The sequence below is a fragment of the Lysinibacillus telephonicus genome (assembly GCF_003966145.1).
In the GTDB taxonomy this organism is placed as follows: Bacteria; Bacillota; Bacilli; order Bacillales_A; family Planococcaceae; genus Ureibacillus; species Ureibacillus telephonicus.
Map to the genome: position 1 here is coordinate 25,242 of NZ_RXNR01000033.1, position 20,263 is coordinate 45,504.

The window sequence follows — 20,263 nt, forward strand, 5'->3', positions numbered from 1 at the left end:
ATTAATGAATTAATACCGCATCTTTTATTGGCATTTTAACATACTCTGGGTGCCCCGGGACGGCATGAATAAAATAACCATCCTTAATATCACCGCGCCAAGTTATAAGTAATGTCTTATTTCGACTTATACTATTAAATAGTTCAAATGGATTCAAGTTCAGTGACGGTTCAAATAAGAGTTCATAGTAATCGATGCATATGATATCTTTTTCTGTTTCTAAAAGAAGTTCTTTCAAATATTCAGCTGCTCTATATGGGCGTCTACTCGCTTGAACATGTTGTAATTTTTCACTTAGAATTAGATTAATATTTAAATAAGGAATAGCATTTTCTTCACTATATCGTTCTAAAGTATTCCCAAATTTAGACTCATAGATATATAGTAATTTATAGTACTTATTATTCAATTGAGGAACTTCAGTATTTAACTTATTTATAAGTTGATAATTCAATTACCTATTCCCCCTTAACATATTCCTTACTTCATTATAAGCTCGTATTGCGGTGATGAACAAGCACGCAGCTAGTAATACCAATTACTTAGTACGTTTACATTTATTAGAACTAGAGAAATAAAGTAGGCATAATTAACTTCTACCTACTCTTTTGATTTTTGATGATTTTTAAGAAAAGACTTTGTCTATTATTCTTTTATTCTCAGCCGCATCAATTCCTTGTCTTAGAGGATAGAATTGCTTGTCCAAAAATAATTCCCATTTGCTTAAATTAATATGTAAATCATGTGAGTATTAGTATAATTTTACCATATAAAATTAAAACCTTAAATCCTAATTCCAGGATAAATATACATGTTGTTATATTGTGCTAAGGCACCAAAACAAAACTGTCATAATTTAATCTTTTATTGAGCGAATACAGTCGATTGGGATACAATCGTCGTAACCAAACTCGATCTTTTGTACATTCAGTTACAAAAGCAAGTGAGCATGTTAAAGGACTAATTGAACTGTAGCATTACTGTATCTATGATTCCTCCAATTTAATATCATTGTAGAAAAAACAAACGCCAAACCCCTTTATATGAAGGTATTTGGCGTTTGTTTTTATTCTAAAATAAATTACAGGAACTACAATTCAACTATTGTTTACCCACGTTTGAATTTTACTCTCTATTAACGTAGCATCTAAACTTCCGTCTAATCCATCTTCTGTAATTATTAAATTACCGATTTTTTCCGTTATTCCGACACTTTCATAATTTGTTCTTTTCTCGTCCCAATGCTTCCTATATGATTTATTTCCTAGCATTCCAAGATGCTCTAAATAAGCAGTTTTGCCTTGGTAGCGTAAAGTAAAATCAGGAATATAAGTTTTACCACTAATCACTAATGGTTCTTCATAGGAATAGTCAATTTTCATCTTATCCAGAATGTTTGCTACAATTACTTCGGACTTTGATCTTACCATCTCACCACGAATCGTTTTATGAATCAATCTTTCTTCAAAGTACCGTTTATGTTTTCCTAGCTCTATTTCAACAATGTTTGGAACTTCAAATAAATCTGTATAACGTTGTTTAGTATCTGAGTACCAATCATTCGCATACTGAACTAATTCTTGAATGGACAAATCGCTTATGACAATTAGCTTTTCACGTTGGCGAGAAAACGCAGTATATAAAAGTTCTTTTGTAACAAATGAACTTTTTCCATTTATGACTACTATAGTTTTTCCAAAACCTGAACCTTGTGATTTGTGGACTGTAAGAGCATAAGCAAGTTCTAATTTAGAATCACTGTTATCTCCCCCAAATTCATTTTGGGTATACGAAAATACTTTCCCTTTAAATGAACCAAAACGGAAGCTATATGATGTTGGATAATTTCCGTTCTTTTGAGCTCTGCATAATATGCCAAGTTCTCCGTTTGCTATATATTCTTCGGTATGATCCCAAGCTTTTCTCTTTTCGTTTCTATTTGAAATAACTTTATCACCTAAAACAATATTTTCAACGGATTGGGGTTCGTATTTATTTTTCCATTTCCACTTTTTCCAACTTTCAACTGTCTCTTGTCGATATTTTTGATGGATTTGGTTGTTTAAATAATAACTTCCCGTTCCTATAAATTTTGTAGGAGATAGGACTTGCCAATCTTCAATATGGTCTCCGGTATTATAATTTGTATAATTACCATTTTTCACAGCTCCTATGCTTTTGTTGAAACCATCGAGATCATCTACAGATGTCATTTCTGTGATTTCTACCAGTTCCTCAAAAAATACCTTTTCCAATTCATCTAAATCTGTGTATTGAATATATTTAAGGCGATGATCTGTTTGGTTGTTGTATATACGGTAAATTACATCCTTATCAATGGATTCCGAATTCGAGAATATCTGTGCAAATGACAAATCATCGCCACCTGTACCTTGTCTCATCTCAGTTTTTAACGTTGCAACTTTGTCTGGATGAGCAGTGTTCAGATAATTAATCAAATCGACAAATGGACGTCCTGCACCTATTGGGGGTAATTGATTTGGATCTCCTATAAAGACGATTCTCTCAGCATGAGAGTCAACAAGTTTGAGTATGCCTGCAAACATTTCTTCAGTTAACATTGAACTTTCATCGATAATAACGGTTTTTGCAATACTTGTACTAGGTTTGCTTGGCAATTTATATGCCATTGTGTTCCAGCTGAAACCTTCTGAACGAATTAAAAACTGCGCCACAGTCATAAATTCAGCTTCAACTTTATTTTTCTTAAACGAATTCTCAAGTTGAACTCTTGCTTTCCCAGTAGGAGTTAATGCTAATACTCCCCCAGCTTTAATATCTTTTGATGAAGCTAAAAATCCAAGTGCTGTCGTTTTACCCGTTCCCGCTCTTCCCAATAGGACAGAGATTTTAGATGATTCTATAATCTTTAGGGCTATCGCCTTTTCACTACGAGCTAGTTCATCGTTCTCTTCGTTATTTTTTTCCAGATCTTTAAACTGGTCATCAATAATTTTCCTCCAGTTTTGTTTACTAGGTAAAGTAGTTTCTAAACGGCAATTGACGATATCAACAACTAATTGTTTATATTCTTGATATTCCTTCAATTTGATGTAGGTATTTTCCACATCAACGTACAATTCACCGTCCTGTAAATACTCCAGTGTACCTTCAATCTTTTCAATTTGAAAATCAGTTCTTTGATCTAATGGTAATTGATTAATCTCTTCTACAACCCGTTCATAGCTGAGTAATGTATGGCCACGATTTGCTGACTGAACTAAAACAAATGTCACTAAAGCTCTAAATCGGCGCTTATCACCCTCAGTTCTCATTTTGGTTGGTTTATTGAGAGGGTGTTTGTTTTCCACTAGTGGATTAACAAACATAGCGTTATCGATTTGAGAAATAGTAATTTGATGCTCGTCCTTTTCTTTTCTAGTAAGCTCGAATAATAGATATGGGTTTTCAACAATTTCAGCAGCATAATTTTTCAGGTGATCCCATGCATGCGTAGCTTGTTCGACAGACAAATTCAATCGAGATAGAAGTTCGAAGTAACGAGTTTTGTTTTCATTTCTCAGTAAACCAGTAAATTCATCCTCTTTGTCAGCTAGGCTGTCATCCAGTTTCTCAATACCTATTTCTTTATCTCCTGAAAAATATAATTTTAATTCAGTAATTAAGTCATTTTCAGAAAAATCAATATGATGAGCAATATCGAAACCATATCTAACACCGAAAGCGGATAAGATTGAACCTAATCCTGGGAAAATTCCACGTTGATTCCAAACACTTTTTAACTGATTATCAACATAATCAAGTTGACGATTCACCCATTCATGATTGACTTCTTTTAGATTGAGTTTTGCAATATTTTTCAATGCCATTTTCGCTTGATTTAGCACATCGATAGCCGCATCATAGCTGACCCATTCAGCTGCATATGAAAATTCCGCTCTAAATCCTGCTGGTTCAAACAATGTGACAGTTGATACATCAAATTCAGGATGCTTTTTTATATACTCGGAGATTTCAAGATAAGGCATTAAAAAGCCTGCATTACCATTATCTCTTATTGAATGGGCTGCATTTGTCTCCCAAATATAATTTTTTTCGCCACTAGTTCCATCAGACTCATACTCACGAATTTCTACATTTGATACTAAATTTCCTATACCCGCAATTACACGGCGATTATCTTCGATGAATGGCACTTGTTTGTAATATGGAAATATCAATGAATTGTTCGGTTTTATGCCGGAAAAGAAGTAATCAAAGATCCCTTTTTGAGATTCTCCATGCGATACCCACGAACTTGACCAATCCAGCATTTGTTCTGTCTTTTCTAAGTCAAAATAAAAATTGTAATACTTTTGTTTCTCATTCGCATTATTCTTTAATGTCCAAGAAAAAGGGCGCAATAGAAATGAATAGGGTTGTACCTCAAAAGTAGTTTCTTCAAAATGACTGAACTTTGCATTTCCTTTTTTATATGGATGTTTCATTTTAAGATAAAGGTTGGTATCACTCATAAACGCAGCATTTTCTGTAATCCAGCTTTGCATTTTTACTGGTCCTACTGCTTCGTAACTTTTACCTTTATTTATTTCTTCAAATTCCAAGTCTCTTGAAGTTGCTATATTCGGGATTACTTGAGCAGCTACATTATACTTAGGATTATTGTCAATTCTCCCCGTATAGTCGTTATCCTTCCAAGGAATTCTCGTTGAAAAGTGTTGAACATAGTTTTTTGGTGGTTTAACTTTGTTACCCTTCTCAATCTCGAACATTAACTCTTACCCCCTATACCTTAGTTAAAAATATTTATTATTACTCTTAATTTGTAAAAATAATCCATACACTCATAATATAGTAATCTATTATAACTATCTATTAAAAAGTTAGATTCATAACTAAATGCTCATTAGAACGACATTGTTGTTGTTTAATAAATTAAGCAGTTAATAAATAATTATTAAAACAAAAAATGTGATAACAAGGCGTATTATTAAGTGAGTCTAATTAAAAAAGTAGATCCAAGAGAATTGCTCACTCTTCGAATCTACTTCTAGTTTTATCTATTTATCTTCTATATGAGGCGAAACTAAAATACAAAGACCGCCTCGTTCCTCTTCGTAATCCCACATTTTCACCCAAGGATAAGTACCATCTGGAAGATAAAATGTTCGTATTTCTAAGTGTTTAATTGGCGACATATCGCATTCCGTTCCATGTTCTCTTGTTGCAGGGTGAATACCTATTTCTCGACCCGTATCATTAAAGTATTCAAATTTCATTGGTACACACTCCCAATCTATACTAAAACCAAAAATTGTTTTCTATTTACTTTCGTATGTGTCTATTAATTTTTGTTACACTTCTTGCTGCGCTCATTTTAATGTACAATATATTCTATTGATAAATTTAAATTTAAATTCTTATAGAAATTATTTAGTAGATTTCTTCTTTTTAAATTTTGGCTTCTTGTTACCATAATTCTTCTTACTTTTAGGCATATAAGCTGATGTTTTCAATCTTTTCCCTTTTGTTTCCATTTTTAAAACTTCATTTAACCCTTTACCCTCAATATGGCAATTCACACAAAATAATTTATTTACTCCTTTCATAGGTTCTTCGGTTGTTCTTCCGCATTTTGTACATCTGTATTGTGTGAAATATTCAAATTGCTTTCTTTCTGCTTTTTTTCGCGCTTCAGCATCTTTCTTCTGTTTGGCAGTTCGTGGCCGCTCAATGCTACCAGAGACACCCATTTGCCCTTTAAGCCCCATACTCTTCACCTACTTCAACTTGTTGTTCATTTGTATTAAAATTATTGATTTTGTTCAATTTCTTTAACGACAAATCCTTTTTGAATTTCGAACTCAAACTTTCTCAATATGTAAGCATATAGGTCGTTGCTAAAACCATATTTAGACCGATTAGATGAAGCATTATATTCTTGTACTTCTAAATATTCATCTGCCAACGATATATCTTCATTAAAGAATTTATAAACATTTTCGCGAAAATGTGTGTTTATGTATTGATCTAACTTTGTTTCGTCATCTTGATATTTCTCATTTAGATCTCGTCGAATTTGCCATTCGTCATCATACAAATAACCTTTTTCATCTTGATGAAAATAGTAATATGGACTGGATTTTTCGGGATAATTGTGACGGTAACTATCTTCGTAATTTTCAAAATAAGTGTGTTCCACATAATAATTACATGCTTTTTTAATTGCCTGATTAGCATTTTCAGCAAAATGAACTTGTATCCAATCTTCATTTCCTAAATCAACTGGATAAATTAAAAATACTCTCATTAGATATTCTCCTCCTGTACTAAAATAGTTTTTCATTCTAGTAGTCATCTACTCTCATAGCTCTTTTACTAGTTATTATCCAATTGCTTTTTCTTCTTAATTACAACATTTAACAATTCTAAAAATTATTATAACATCAGCACTTGTTTGATGACTATAGTCTGTAGAGTTATTTGTTCATTCTTTTAGTTTTAGACTAAGAGGTGATTGTGACAATGGAACTTAATGAGGCTTTTGGTTATGTACTGAGGAAACTTCGGAAAGATGCCCAACTATCACAAGAAGATTTAGCACTGAGGTGTGATTTAGATAGAACGTATATTGGGCTTTTAGAAAGAGCACAGCGGCAGCCCACTCTTTCTACAATCTTTAAGATTGCTAATGTGTTGGAAATTGCCCCGAGTGATTTAATTAAACAAGTAGAGTACCATATCAATGAGACATTAAATTGAACAGTTTTAGAGATTGCCAATTTGCTATACAGTAAAGTGTTAAATAAAAAGAACCATCCTTTGATGGTTCACTTGTTTAACAATCATGACCGATTGTTATTAATCGTTATTCAATAACGGCTAGTTAGTGGAATAAGATTTGTATATTTCTGAACAATCTCTTAGTTGTTTTTACTTGTATGGATGATCAAGCATGCTTAGTGTTCTTCTTTTTTCATCTTCCTCAATAATTAACTTATAAGTAACTTTATCAATATCGGAAAAATTCATATTCTGTTTAAATCCCTTTTCTGAATCAAGCCAAATACAATTCATTAGCCTATCAAATGTTGCTTCACAACTTCGTCTCGGACAACGTCCCAATGTAGAATCAAAAAAACTTGTATGATATGAATAATGATGAGTATGAATAAACTCGTTCCACGATTCAATTACAGTATCTTCATCTCGAATATCAATTATTTCAATTTCTTCAAGCTTTCTATCATTGATTGAGCCCCATGCCTTTTTCAACATAGTAATTGCTTCAACATCGCTCTTTGGTGCACTATAGCCAAAAATTGTGATCATATATGCTTGTTCTAAAGCATTACTTAAAGACTTCCATGATTTTTTAATAGCAACATCACTGCTATAATCCTTCTTTTTAACTGGATATAACAGTTTCATTGGTTTAAGTGGCTCACCACATTTACAAGGCATCCCAACATTCCCCATGACATTATCATTTTCACAAAAACCAACAGCCACATTTCCATGTAGAAAAGCAACATTAGGAATATTTTTTGTATAGCGTTGAGCACGTGCGATAGCTTGAACTAGAAGTGGATCCCAATTAAATGTTGCAATTATATCCTTTTCCGTAAGACTCATAATCAAAAAATCATAAATAGTTGGATCATCTGGCAACTTATATCCACTCATATATTCTTGAATAACTTCTTCTAATTCAGATTTCACTTCGAAACATTTAGGATCATCTACACTACGTTCATCCAATTCCATATAAATATCTTCAAGATTATTAGATATCGTTTGAATAGATACTTTCTCGATAATATTTGACAACCCTAGTTTTTCTACAAATCCACTCATTGCAGATATTTTCTTTCCGTTTTTGTCCCCATTTGGGATAGTTGCACAACTTGCTCCTGCTCCTAAAATTACCACATGAGGTCTTTGTTTCATAGATCTTTCATATTTATGAAAATTATCCACATTAATATCTCCCATCATACTGCACCACTGATTATTGAAGATCAATAATTTATATTGTTGGTATTCACTTTTTGAAAAAAGATAGCTACTAATTCAATCTTGTTCCCCACCACAAGCTTACCGCCATCAAGACATATCCCCTATCCGTTTCACTATTATAAAGCACTCTGAACGGAGTGATTTTTGCTTTTACTTGGGTTCAACAAAACTAGTAATACCATCATTCTTCGCTTTTTTTATAAGTAGTCACAGGACCAGACTTTTCTACACGATCCCATCCTTTCCAAACTTTTTTATTATAGCGGTCAACACGTTTTTTTTCCCATTTCTTATTTTCTTTTGACATGCCAAGTTGGGGTTCTTCCTTTTTAGGCTGGAACTTCTTTCTGTTTTGAAACTTCTTCTTTGGCGTAGGCTCTGTTTTTATATTGTTTAGCGCTTTTAGTTCAGCTTCTTTTTTCTTTTTTTCTCTTTCGATACGAGCTGGATCATTAGCTTTTTCTCTATTTTTGCGTCTTCGCTCTTCTAATTTTTTCTTATTACGTTCTGCAGCTCTTTTCTTTCTTTCATCTACATCCATCAATATGACCCCCTATCAACAGAAAGGAAGCTTTTAAGTTTCCTTACTTACATTTATTTTACCATCTCAACACTAAATCTCTAAAACGTAAAATACATTTCTAGTAATTTGAGATGTTGACAGAGAGTTTTTTTAGAAATTAAAGTTAGATTGTTCTATCTTTATGTTTACCTCTTAAGAGGAATGGATGGATTTTTTACAGGCAGTTGGTACCTATCCAGTTTTCTAAAATTATTCTACTTCAATAATTTGCGCATTTGTAATCTCACAATGATCACATACCTGGTGCCCAATACATAATAGCTTCTGGTTGAGGAAGGGTTACTTTACTTTTACTAATGAAATAGCCACTTATCCAGAAAAAACTTATATCCACATTGATAATACCCTTCCCATAAAATTTATTACAGTAAATATTTCCATCTAGCTAAACTGACCCATTAGCCATCCATGAATCAAAACTTAACCACAAAGAATGAAAGAGCATTACGTCTCTTCCTGGTAGTTTAATGTGTAATCCTTCACAATCTCAATTGCATTATATATAACTATGTATATACTTTCCTTTCCTTTCCTTTCCTTTCCTCAACAATATGGCCCTAAAACGCAAAAAGGGCCAATCCTTTTATTCCAGGAAAGCGCCCGATTATGAAAGAGCATTTTCTAGTGCAGAGTATCGTTGTACTATGCAACATAATTTTTAACTCTTATTTAACATATTTTCTTTCAGATTAATTATTTCTATACACAATTTAACTTCGTGTCTTCTACTTTGACAAACTTAGAATCAATATTCTCAATAGGTACACCCATATTTGGTGAATTAATATCATAAATATCACCTTTTACAAATACACTTCTGCTATATTGACGATCTCCTTTACAGAAATACCAAGTATACCGTCCCCTACCCTTCCAATTTATTACTTGTTAAATAAAACTACCTATAAGAAAATAAATCTAGTGAATTCCTTTTATGTACCATAGGGTACTTAGAATAGAGTCACTATTTCAATTGATTTGACAATGATCTAAGGAGGAGTTTTTATGCTAGAATACATTTTTAATATTTTTATTACATTATTAATTATTTTTCCCTTGACCATTTTCATCCATGAATTGGGTCATGCGTTTTTCTTGAAAATATTTAAGATTCCCTTTAATAAGATTATATTAGGGATTGGAAAAGAGCTTTTTTCAATAAATAAAATACAGATAAATACATACTATTTTTTAGGCGGGGGATGTGACTATTCATTAACCAATAGGGTCCATTGGTTTAAATATTTCCTTTTCTCTTTTGGAGGTATCTTATTTAATATTATTTCTGTTTGCCTAGTATACTATTTTTCAAAGGATATATTATTTCACTCTGATTCTTTTTTATCAAACATATCTTTGTTGTTCATATTAATTTCTTCTGTTTCTATTTTAAATATTTTACCTTTGAGATTTACAATATTCGGTAAAAAGATGACTTTCGACGGGTATAATATGTTTGTTCAACCCCAAAATAAAGCATTAAAATAGGTACTAACAGAAGCACTGGTATTGATCTGTGCTTCTGTTTTTATCCAATTTGTTCCGTTTGTTCAAACATAAAAATACAGAGACCATTATTCAATCTCTGCATCATTATTATTTATTTCAATCCTCGCGACCGCCTAGTAATCCGTCACTATATTTACCTAATACTATATAGCAAATTAAACGCTTATATAAATCAAAGCAGTTATACATTATTCCGTGTGTATGATTTTATACTTGCTATTTTTTATAGAGATAATCAACATCATCATATATTTTCATTCTTTTTCCCACGTGAATATGGCTCTTTTTCTTTCCACTTCAGACCTTCTCTTGTATAGTAATGCTGCCCATGCCCCTTTACATTATGTTCCCTAGGAGAAGCGTGGGTAGAACAATTTTTATTAGCTCTTTCATTCGTACTACTTTTTATTTCTATCGAATCATTATCAATTAGACTTGGTCCCGATTCCGAACCCCTTCCAAATAACTTGTTCGCAAATACTCTACCCGCAGCGGCTTTAACTGGAGGAGAGGTTAATATTTTCCCACCTACATCCAGCACCATTTCAGTACGAGAAGTATATCCAAAGAAATTTGCTGCCATTTTTGTAAAGTCATTCAGTATTGATTTGTTAACTTTTTTATTTCCCTTTCCATTTATAATTTCAGTTGAAGCTTTAGTATTTTTTCTGGATACTTCTTCGAGTTTTTTCTTTTCTACTTTTGCCGTGGTCATAGGATTCAAATAATTTTCTGGTATATTTGGTAATTCAGAAGCTTTTTTACAGAACTCATCCCAGCTAGACCGATTTTCTATTTTACCTTGAAGTTTAGATAACTTATCTCTTATTCTATCGCGATTTTCTTTACTGGCAACAAACGGTCTATCTTCTGAATCAGCAGGGGTAATATCATCGCTTACATATTTAAGATAATCCATCATAAGCCTATTAATTTCTTGTTTATTCCACTCAGATTTAATAGGCTTCTTCTTAGGATGTACTTGTTTAAGGTGTTCAAACTTCTCTCGTTGCTTGGCAGTAAGCATTTTTAACCCTTCTTCAGTTGTCAGAATACCATCCATATCAACCATAGGTATATCATATCTACTATTTACAATTTTGCTCCACTGTTCTAAAACATATGTACTACCCCCGCATTTAATATCTGGTCCAGGGATAGCTTCATATTTATCACCATTATTAATGATATGCAATAAATCTGCCTTTGAAGTTGAATCAGGATTAATAATTGTCATTAATACATTTCCCTTGTTTTTTAACGCATTATATTCAATACATGCCAGCCATTCTGCAAATTTACCTCTGAAAAGGCTCAAATTATTATCCCTAATTGCTCCTATACTTGATGCCATACTTTGAGGCTTTTTTAACATTGAATCAATAGCAGCCTCAGAATATCTGCTATTAGTTGCATATCTTTTTATTGCATCTTTAACGCATGTATGAAATTCATTTGGTATAACATACTCATAATTAAGTATCTCCAATAAATATTCACGTTGACCTATATTAATATCCAGTTTAATCACCCGCATTTCTATTAAATAATTATTTTTAATGTTTGTAACCTCTTTATAATTATTAGATGTTATAATGCTCTTCTTGATCTATAAAAGCATCTGTATCTAGCTTCTAAGTTCTGAATGCAATTTCTGAATCCAACTTAATTCTAAATTTTAGATGGGACTTTGATATTAACGGTTACAAAGTAACTGGTGCTTTTCATGGTGTTGGTACATACCCAGAAAAATTAATTTTAGTATGGCTCCATCCCTGTAATAGCAAGAGCTTTGTCACTGCAATTGTAATTAGAATAAATATTATCTTCTACATGTATATTCGTTACTTTCACTGAATTCCCTTTATAAATCAAGGGTTACTGCCAACAAATCCCCTATTCAACTTGCCTTCAGTTTTCAAATCCGATATTACTCAAGAATATATAATAAATTTTATCCAACAAGATTGTTTTTTTGTGGATAAAAATTAGACATTTTTGGAGGTCTTGAACATGAACAACTTTATTTGAAACAATAAATTTTAACAGCCGCCCGTTTACTTAATTATATCTAAGTTGGAATTAGTAGAGATAAAACAACAGCAGATACCTACTAATTCAGTAATAGAATGTTAAGGAGTAAAGATAACATGAGATTTGAATTACAAATGCCTTCAGGATTCGAGGAAGAATTAAGAAACGTAGTATTAGCAACAGTAAAAGATGCTTTTGCTGAATTTACGGAAAATCCACAGACAAGGGAATGGATGAGTCTTAAAGAAGGTGCGGATTACGCTGGAGTATCATTCAATACATTTAAAAAGTTCAGAGAGATGGGCTTAAAAGTCTGCGTGATTGATGGTGTAAAACGTGTTTCAAAAGCAGAAATTGATAATTTTCTAAAACGCAACAGTCACTAATTTATTATCACATAATTGTGCAAGTTTTGATCGAGGACCTCCTATTCAAATTGAAATCCAAGCCCAAATATGATATGTATTAAACGTCAGAGTTCATAGACTTTGATAAATTTGAGTTCCTCCTCAAAGCTTGTCTCCGAAAGGTACAGGAGGGAATTATCATGGCTAAAAAAAATACAACACCAATTGAACCTTATACATTAAAAAATGGACAAAAGCGTTATCGATTTAAAATATATATCGGTGTTGATCCGTTAACTGGCAATGAAAAACGAACAACACGCAGCGGTTTTAAAACAAAAAAAGAAGCAGAATTAGAGCTTGCACGCATCAAACTTGAAATTGAAAAAGGTTCGTTTCGAAAAACGATTGCCGAGACCTATCAAGATATTTATGACATTTGGATTAAGAATTACGAAAAAACAGTAGAAGAAAGTACATTCGTAAAAACAAGGGGAATCTTCAAGAATCATATATTACCTGCTATGAGTCAATATAAAATTGATAAGATCAATATTGATGTTTGTCAAAAACATGTGGATGAGTGGGAGGGAAAACTAAAGAAGTTTCGTACAGTAAAACACTATGCCGCTAAGGTGCTAGATTTTGCAATTAAACGCAGTTATCTTCAAAAAAATCCATTTGATCATGTAGATATGCCAACTAAGGCTTCTAAGAAGTCCATCGTAACTGACGAAGAAAAAACAGAAAACTTTTACACTCGTGAACAGCTAATCGAATTTCTTTCGTGCCTAGAAAAAGAAAGTAATTATAAAGCATATGCCTTCTTCCGATTATTAGCTTATTCTGGAATGCGTAAGGGAGAAGCATTTGCTCTTACATGGAATGACTTGACCTTCACAAAAAATGAAATCCGCATTAATAAGGCTCTTTCAAGAGGTAAAAATAATCGGTTGTATGTAAAATCTACTAAAACAGGTGATTCTCGTACCATTAAAATGGACGATAATACAATGGCTGTATTAAAAGAGTGGAAGAAAAAGCAGAAGCAATATTATCACATGCTAGGCTATAATACAATGCAACCAAATCAACTTGTATTTAGTAATGAGAAAAACGAATACTTGCAGCCTACCAAAGATCGCAAATGGATTTTACATGTACAGAATAAATATAATCTTGCTTCAATCACAACACATGGCTTACGTCATACACATTGCTCGTTGTTATTTGAAGCTGGTGCTAGTTTGAAGGAAGTTCAAGATCGTTTAGGGCATAGTGATGTAAAAACAACAATGGACATTTATACACATGTTACAAAGAAAGCTAAAGAAGAAGCAATCATGAAATTCACTGACTTTATGAGTATTTAAATTGATTTTTTAACATCGGGTTTAACATCGGATTGTTGAAATTAACTACGATTTAATGAAACAGTGCAAAATAAAAAACCCTTGTTTATCAAGGGTTTTGACTCTGTTTGAAATCCACTGATTTCATATTATGGAGACGGCGGGAGTCGAACCCGCGTCCAGAAACTCCAATACTCAAGCTTCTACGCGTGTAGTTTGCCTACTTACAATTCGCGTGTCATTATGCCGACAAACAGGCGTCCTGCACGCTAGCTTGGAAATCTCTTGCCGGTGACTCAAGCGGCACCACCGACCGTATCCCACTAAAGTTGAGCCCCACGTTCTCTACATGGGCGATAGAGAGGCGGAGCGCTACGAGACTAAGCTGCGTAAGCTAAATTTTGTTGTTTGCCAGTTATTATATAACTTCCGTTGATGACGGAGCCGAGACCTCCGACGCGCAGCTCAAGCTTGAACCATCCCTGTCGAATCCGTAACGTCCCCCTATTATAATAAGGAGATGTGTTTTCACACATACGGGAAAAAGGCGTTATAAGCTTGTGCCTTAATGCACTGGCAATTTGTAATCTTATTATAAGATAATTATAGCAAAACTTCAACACATCTCTTTATTCCTACAGTACCTTTATTAACCAAAGCCCTGTAGAACTAGCGAATCTCTAAAATTGATTTTTTGCTTTAAACGCACGTTCCATTTCACGTTTCGCTTCTTTCTTCTTCAAATCATCACGCTTATCGTAATTCTTTTTACCTTTACCTACACCAATTAACAGTTTTGCATAGCCGTCTTTAATATAGATTTTTAGTGGCACAATTGTGTAGCCATCTTGTTTTGTACGACCGACTAATTCGCCAAGTTGCTTTTTATGTAGGAGTAATTTACGAGTACGCAGCGGGTCATGATTAAAACGATTTCCTTGCTCGTATGGACTAATGTGCATATTTGAAATCCATGCTTCACCATTTCGAATACGAACGAATGAATCCTTTAGCTGCACTTTGCCAGCTCGGATTGATTTAATTTCAGTTCCTTGCAGTACCATTCCTGCTTCAAATGTTTCTTCAATAAAGTAATCATGGCCTGCTTTTTTATTTTGGGCTAATACTTTCCCAGTTCCTTTTGCCAAAGCAAACACCTCACAATCTCACAACAAAAGCTCTATTAGAAAATAATACATTTAAACCGCACAATTGCCAAGGAGATGCCTCTAATTTCTTAGTCTCAACCCGAAATTAGAAGCAACCTCATCATTTTCCAACAGTTTTTAGGGCTAGCCAATTACAGCTAGCCCTCCAACAATATTATCGTTTCTTCGATTTTTTCTTTTTCGATTTTTTAGCGACACCCTCGTAAAACTTCTGTTTTTGTTTTACTTTGCGGCCGCCATTGCCACCGCGTGAGCTTTCTTTTTCGTCGCTGCCTTTTCCACGGCGATTTCCTCTTGCGGAACCACCTTCATCCTTCTTGCCACGGCGCTCTCCTCTTCCAGAGCCGCCTTCACCTTTTCTGCCTGCATGAATCACTTTAGGTGCTGCTTTTCGAGTGCGGCCAGCAAATTGTTTGACCATACCGACAATTTCAAAATCGACGGAAGATTCTTCAATGACAACATTGGCTACGCGAACCTTCACTTCATCTCCAATGCGGAATTGACGATTTGTATGTTCACCAATCATAATCATTTGTCGATCATCAAAATGATAATAATCATCTGTCATATTGCTAATATGCACAAGTCCTTCAACCGTGTTAGCCAGTTCAACGAAAATACCGAAGTTCGTAATGGATGATACGATTCCTTCGAATTCTTCACCAATTTTATCAGACATATATTGTGCTTTTTTCAGCGCATCTGTATCACGTTCCGCATCAACTGCACGGCGTTCACGTTCAGATGTGTGATCTGCAATTTCATCCATTGCTTGTGCCCATTTAAATGTCGTTTCCTTCGATACATCACCTTCAATTAAATACGTACGAATTAATCGATGAACGATTAAGTCTGGGTAACGTCGAATTGGTGATGTAAAATGCGTATAGAAATCAGTAGACAATCCAAAATGCCCAATCGATTCTGGATAATATTTCGCTTGTTGCATGGAACGTAGCAGCATCGTCGAGATAACCGGTTCTTCTGGCATTCCTTCAATAGCAGCGATAATTTCCTGCAACGCTTTGGGATGAACTGAATTTCCCGTACCTTTTACAACTAATCCAAAATTCGTTACAAATTCAAAGAAGCGTTGTAGCTTTTCTGGCTTTGGATCTTCGTGGATACGGTAAATAAACGGTACTTGCATCCAGTGGAAATGTTCTGCAACTGTTTCATTGGCAGCTAACATGAATTCTTCAATTAAGCGTTCTGATACAGTACGCTCGCGTAAAACGATATCTGTTGGCCAGCCATCTTCATCAACTAACACTTTCGACTCTTTAAAGTCAAAGTCAATGGCACCGCGATCCATACGTTTTTTACGTAAAATTTCCGCTAAGTCCGCCATATCCTTAAACATCGGAACAAGTGGCTCATAGCGTTTCAGTAATTCCTCATCCTGATGTTCTAAAATTTTATAAACATCAGAATACGTCATCCGTTCCGTCGTTTTTATGACACTTTGGAAAATTTCATGTTCAATCACTTGTCCATTTTGGTCAATAATCATTTCACAAGAAAGCGTTAAACGATCGACTTGCGGATTTAACGAACAAATACCGTTTGACAACCGATGTGGAATCATTGGAATTACACGGTCAGTTAAATAAACACTCGTTGCTCGCTCATATGCTTCTGTATCAATGATTGAGCCTTCTGTCACATAATAGCTGACATCTGCAATATGAACACCTAGTTTATATGTTCCATCCTCATTTTTTGTTACTGTAACTGCATCGTCCAAGTCTTTTGCATCGGCGCCATCAATTGTCACAATCACTTCATTGCGCAAATCACGGCGGCCAACTAAATCCTGTTCCGTAATTTCATCTGGCACTTCACCCGCAGCCTCCACGACTTCTTGTGGAAACTCTGGTGGAATGTCGTGTTTATAAAGAATGGATAAAATATCTACACCTGGGTCATTTTTATGGCCCAAAATTTTTGTAATTATTCCTGTTGCAGACTTGATATCATCCGGCCAATTAACGATTTCAACCACTACTTTATGTCCATCAACTGCACCTAATGTATCTTCCTTTGCAACAAAAATATCCATATTTAGTTTTTTATCATCAGGTACGACAAAACCGAAGCCTCTATTTGCTTGATATGTACCAACAAAAGTCGTTTTACTGCGCTCAATAACTTTCGTAACAGTACCTTCTCGGCGGTCGCCCGATGACTCCTTTAATACACGTATTAACACGGTATCGCCATTTAATGCACCATTTATTTCATGAGGGGGAATAAAAATATCATCCATTCCCTCTTCTTCTGGTGTTACAAATCCAAAGCCTTTTGCATGGCCGATAAATTTACCTCGCATTAAATTCATACGTTCAGGTAAACCGTAGCGATTCGAGCGAGAGCGCACAACTAAACCAGCGTCTTCCATTCTCACCAATGTTTTAACTAATTCTTTAAATTCATCAGCGTCCTCTAGTTGTAACACATCTTCTATTTCATCAACTTTAAGCGGCTTATAATCATCCTGTTTCAGCAGATTTAATATGCGCTGTTGTAATTCTTCATTTTGACTCATATAATTTCCCTCCTTTTTGCGATACTATAAGAAAACTGTAACGCCCTTAGCTGCTCTGCAGTGAAAACGCCCAATTGTTTGTGCCTAAGACTCACCCCTTAATCGGAATGAGGTGCTGGTCATTTACAGTTTTAAACTTCCCAATCCAGCGACTCTAAAAATTTCAAAACAGCTTCATGTAATTGCTCTTTTTCTTTATCTAACGTAATGACATGCCCAGAATGTTCAAACCAAATTAATTCTTTCTTTAAGGATTCCACTTCGTCATAAATAATATGAGCAGAATTCGGGTCAATAATTTCATCATTTTTCGATTGAACGACTAATAAAGCGGCATAAACCATGTCAAGTTCTCCACGAACATCTGCAACTAATTGCTGCAATTCGGATAAGGACGGCATTCCTTTTAATCGGATTGCTTCTACTTCATGTTCGATTTCATCATCCTTTTTCCCTTCAAAGCGTTTATAGTCCTTAGCATATTTTAGTACACCTTCGAACATTTTATCTGTCGTTCTCATCGTCATAGGAGAACACATCGTCACAATGCCCTTTAATGGTTTTAGTGTACTTAGTTTTAAAGAAAAAACGCCGCCTAATGAAAGACCTGCAACTGCTATTTCTTCATAGCCAGCATCCTTTAATGTTTGGTATCCTTGCAGAACATCTTCCCACCACTCTTCTGGAGAGGTTTCGATTAGTTCTTCCGGCGGTACGCCATGCCCTTTGTAATGTGGTGCATGACAAGTGTAGCCATTCTTTTCAAGAAATCGACCGAGCATTCGAACATCAGAAGAACTGCCAGTAAATCCATGAAGTAATAATACTGCCCGATTCCCTGCTTTAAAGAAAAATGGTTTTAGTTCTGCCTTTTGCATAAGTAAGCCTCCATTTATTTCTTATGTATACAGTATCTGCATTCTTTTTTATTTTATAATAAAAAGCCTAACCATGCTCGGCTAGGCTTTAAATTTTTATCACATTATAATTTTACAATAGCTAAAGTTAAGATAAAGAACAGGACTGCAAGAACGATTGTAATTCTATGTAAAACTAAATCCATTCCTCGTGCTTTCTGTTTACCGAAAAGTTGCTCAGCTCCACCTGAGATGGCACCTGATAATCCCGCGCTCTTACCTGATTGTAATAATACGATTGTAATTAAAGCTACGCTCACGATAATCAGTAGTATTAACAATACCGTATGCATATACTCCACCTCCTGAAATTGAAACTTCACAACAAGTAAGAGTATACCAAAAATAGTCTGAAGATACAATATTCAAGTTAAAATCATTCAATTATTATCATATCCTATCAATTTGTAACGTAATATGTTAACTAACGAAGCAACAATTTTACGCTATTTTTTATAAATTATTTCCTATTAAATTTCTTTTAATTAAAAGTAAAATCAATATTTCCATTTCCACTATTTCTATATTAATTACATAAAATTCTCACTTAATCACAACTATTCTTAGTTTTCAGAATTTTGTTGTTATTTGAAATCTTTTAATTTAGAATTTTCAGCATTCAGTAGAAAAGAGGTAACATCAATATGAACACTTTACAGAAAATCGGTAAATTTGCCGGTAATACATTTGCGCTTTGGGTTTTAGTCGCTGCTGGTTTTGCAATTTGGATTCCTGAATACTTCACATGGATTGGCGGCTACATCACTATTTTACTGGGCATCGTTATGTTCGGTATGGGGATGACTTTAAAGCTCGATGATTTTAGATTGATTTTGAAGCATCCTAAAGGGGTGGCAATTGGAGTCGTTTCTCAGTTTGTCATTATGCCTTTACTTGCATTCGCATTAGCAAAATTATTTAATCTCCCACCAGAAATTGCTGTCGGAGTAATACTAGTAGGTTGTTGTCCAGGTGGTACATCATCAAATGTTATGACATTTTTAGCAAAAGGAAATACGGCATTATCTGTTACAATTACATCTATTACAACATTATTAGCACCAATTATGACACCAGCATTAATTTACTTATTAGCTAGCGAATGGCTGCCAGTATCATTCATGGCAATGTTTATGTCTGTTGTACAGGTAGTATTAATTCCAATCGTATTAGGTGTTGTTGTACAACTTGTATTTAAACCACTTGTAGCTAAAAGTATTGATATTCTTCCAACAGTTTCAGTAGTTGCGATCGTTTTAATTGTAGCAGCTGTTGTTAGCGGCAGCCGTGACCGAATTTTGGAGACTGGTGCTACTATTTTCGCCATTGTTATACTACATAACGGATTAGGTTACTTACTTGGTTTCCTAGTAGCGAAATTATTTAAGCTTAAATATGATGATCAAAAAGCAGTATCGATTGAAGTTGGTATGCAAAACTCTGGGTTAGGTGCAAACTTGGCAATGGCTCACTTTGATCCAGTTTCGGCTGTACCTAGTGCGATTTTTAGCTTCTGGCACAATATTTCAGGTCCAATTATCGCAACTTACTGGGGGGCAAAAGCAAATCGAGCGGTAAAAGAATCAACACCTCCTGTAGAGGCTGAGCTTTCTTAAGATGAATTACAAAATAAAAAGAATTCGCTAAACTTCACTAAGAAGCAAGCGAATTCTTTTTTCGGCTCTATAATATTTGTTGGGGTTTGAAAAAATTTCATAAATAAAAAAGCACGTAATCACCGATTTCTATATACTTGAATTGTCGAGAAACAAGCAATGAAAGGTGATACGTGCAAATGAA

The 20,263-nt window shown here is 34.2% G+C and carries 17 protein-coding genes and 1 other RNA gene; 5 read left to right on the forward strand and 13 right to left on the reverse strand.

Going from position 1 to position 20,263, the window contains the following annotated elements:
* Nucleotide 1 precedes the first annotated feature (1 nt).
* The 5 genes from brxF to EKG35_RS12305 all read right to left on the reverse strand — a co-directional run bounded on the left by brxF (nt 2) and on the right by EKG35_RS12305 (nt 6,292).
* On the reverse strand, nt 2–454 hold the full coding sequence (gene brxF, locus EKG35_RS12285; RefSeq protein ID WP_126294756.1) for a BREX-3 system P-loop-containing protein BrxF: 453 nt from the start codon (nt 452–454) through the stop codon (nt 2–4).
* Between the two features lie 643 nt (nt 455–1,097).
* Nucleotides 1,098–4,754, reverse strand: a complete 3,657-nt coding sequence (locus tag EKG35_RS12290; RefSeq protein ID WP_126294757.1) for an AAA family ATPase — start codon at nt 4,752–4,754, stop codon at nt 1,098–1,100.
* 288 nt (nt 4,755–5,042) lie between these two features.
* A complete protein-coding gene (locus EKG35_RS12295; RefSeq protein ID WP_126294758.1) occupies nt 5,043–5,261 on the reverse strand; it encodes a hypothetical protein in 219 nt (72 codons plus the stop codon).
* Nucleotides 5,262–5,411: 150 nt separating this feature from the next.
* On the reverse strand, nt 5,412–5,753 hold the full coding sequence (locus EKG35_RS12300) for a hypothetical protein (protein ID WP_126294759.1): 342 nt from the start codon (nt 5,751–5,753) through the stop codon (nt 5,412–5,414).
* Nucleotides 5,754–5,794: 41 nt separating this feature from the next.
* On the reverse strand, nt 5,795–6,292 hold the full coding sequence (locus EKG35_RS12305; RefSeq protein ID WP_126294760.1) for a hypothetical protein: 498 nt from the start codon (nt 6,290–6,292) through the stop codon (nt 5,795–5,797).
* Nucleotides 6,293–6,507: 215 nt separating this feature from the next.
* On the opposite strand from EKG35_RS12305, the gene EKG35_RS12310 reads away from it, so the two are divergent.
* Nucleotides 6,508–6,744 (forward strand): helix-turn-helix domain-containing protein, encoded by a 237-nt coding sequence (locus EKG35_RS12310; protein ID WP_126294761.1) that lies wholly within the window; start codon nt 6,508–6,510, stop codon nt 6,742–6,744.
* Nucleotides 6,745–6,915: 171 nt separating this feature from the next.
* Here the strand turns inward: EKG35_RS12310 and EKG35_RS12315 are convergent, their stop codons facing one another.
* Both EKG35_RS12315 and EKG35_RS12320 read right to left on the reverse strand, forming a co-directional pair.
* Complete coding sequence (locus EKG35_RS12315) at nt 6,916–7,962, reverse strand: hypothetical protein (RefSeq protein ID WP_221766333.1); 1,047 nt, start codon at nt 7,960–7,962, stop codon at nt 6,916–6,918.
* A gap of 220 nt (nt 7,963–8,182) precedes the next feature.
* On the reverse strand, nt 8,183–8,542 hold the full coding sequence (locus tag EKG35_RS12320) for a hypothetical protein (RefSeq protein WP_126294763.1): 360 nt from the start codon (nt 8,540–8,542) through the stop codon (nt 8,183–8,185).
* A 1,047-nt stretch (nt 8,543–9,589) separates the two neighbouring features.
* On the opposite strand from EKG35_RS12320, the gene EKG35_RS12325 reads away from it, so the two are divergent.
* On the forward strand, nt 9,590–10,072 hold the full coding sequence (locus EKG35_RS12325; protein ID WP_126294764.1) for an RIP metalloprotease: 483 nt from the start codon (nt 9,590–9,592) through the stop codon (nt 10,070–10,072).
* Nucleotides 10,073–10,337: 265 nt separating this feature from the next.
* Here EKG35_RS12325 and EKG35_RS12330 read toward each other — a convergent pair whose 3' ends face one another.
* Nucleotides 10,338–11,630: a hypothetical protein gene (locus EKG35_RS12330; RefSeq protein ID WP_126294765.1), complete on the reverse strand. Its 1,293-nt coding sequence runs from the start codon at nt 11,628–11,630 to the stop codon at nt 10,338–10,340.
* Nucleotides 11,631–12,243: 613 nt separating this feature from the next.
* Here EKG35_RS12330 and EKG35_RS12335 point away from each other — a divergent pair.
* Both EKG35_RS12335 and EKG35_RS12340 read left to right on the forward strand, forming a co-directional pair.
* Complete coding sequence (locus tag EKG35_RS12335) at nt 12,244–12,513, forward strand: helix-turn-helix domain-containing protein (RefSeq protein WP_246020336.1); 270 nt, start codon at nt 12,244–12,246, stop codon at nt 12,511–12,513.
* Nucleotides 12,514–12,674: 161 nt separating this feature from the next.
* Nucleotides 12,675–13,847 (forward strand): site-specific integrase, encoded by a 1,173-nt coding sequence (locus tag EKG35_RS12340; RefSeq protein WP_126294766.1) that lies wholly within the window; start codon nt 12,675–12,677, stop codon nt 13,845–13,847.
* Between the two features lie 128 nt (nt 13,848–13,975).
* On the opposite strand, the gene ssrA is transcribed toward EKG35_RS12340, so the two are convergent.
* The 5 genes from ssrA to secG form a co-directional block, all read right to left on the reverse strand.
* Nucleotides 13,976–14,330, reverse strand: a transfer-messenger RNA (tmRNA) gene (gene ssrA / locus EKG35_RS12345).
* A gap of 176 nt (nt 14,331–14,506) precedes the next feature.
* Nucleotides 14,507–14,974, reverse strand: coding sequence for an SsrA-binding protein SmpB (gene smpB, locus EKG35_RS12350; RefSeq protein ID WP_126294767.1), 468 nt, complete (start codon nt 14,972–14,974; stop codon nt 14,507–14,509).
* 175 nt (nt 14,975–15,149) lie between these two features.
* A complete protein-coding gene (gene rnr, locus EKG35_RS12355) occupies nt 15,150–17,546 on the reverse strand; it encodes a ribonuclease R (RefSeq protein ID WP_126294768.1) in 2,397 nt (798 codons plus the stop codon).
* A gap of 131 nt (nt 17,547–17,677) precedes the next feature.
* Nucleotides 17,678–18,424 (reverse strand): alpha/beta hydrolase, encoded by a 747-nt coding sequence (locus tag EKG35_RS12360; RefSeq protein WP_126294769.1) that lies wholly within the window; start codon nt 18,422–18,424, stop codon nt 17,678–17,680.
* 104 nt (nt 18,425–18,528) lie between these two features.
* Nucleotides 18,529–18,756, reverse strand: coding sequence for a preprotein translocase subunit SecG (secG, locus tag EKG35_RS12365; RefSeq protein WP_126294770.1), 228 nt, complete (start codon nt 18,754–18,756; stop codon nt 18,529–18,531).
* A 351-nt stretch (nt 18,757–19,107) separates the two neighbouring features.
* Between secG and EKG35_RS12370 the strand changes: the two genes are divergently transcribed.
* Nucleotides 19,108–20,079, forward strand: a complete 972-nt coding sequence (locus tag EKG35_RS12370; RefSeq protein WP_126294771.1) for a bile acid:sodium symporter family protein — start codon at nt 19,108–19,110, stop codon at nt 20,077–20,079.
* Nucleotides 20,080–20,263: the final 184 nt, after the last annotated feature.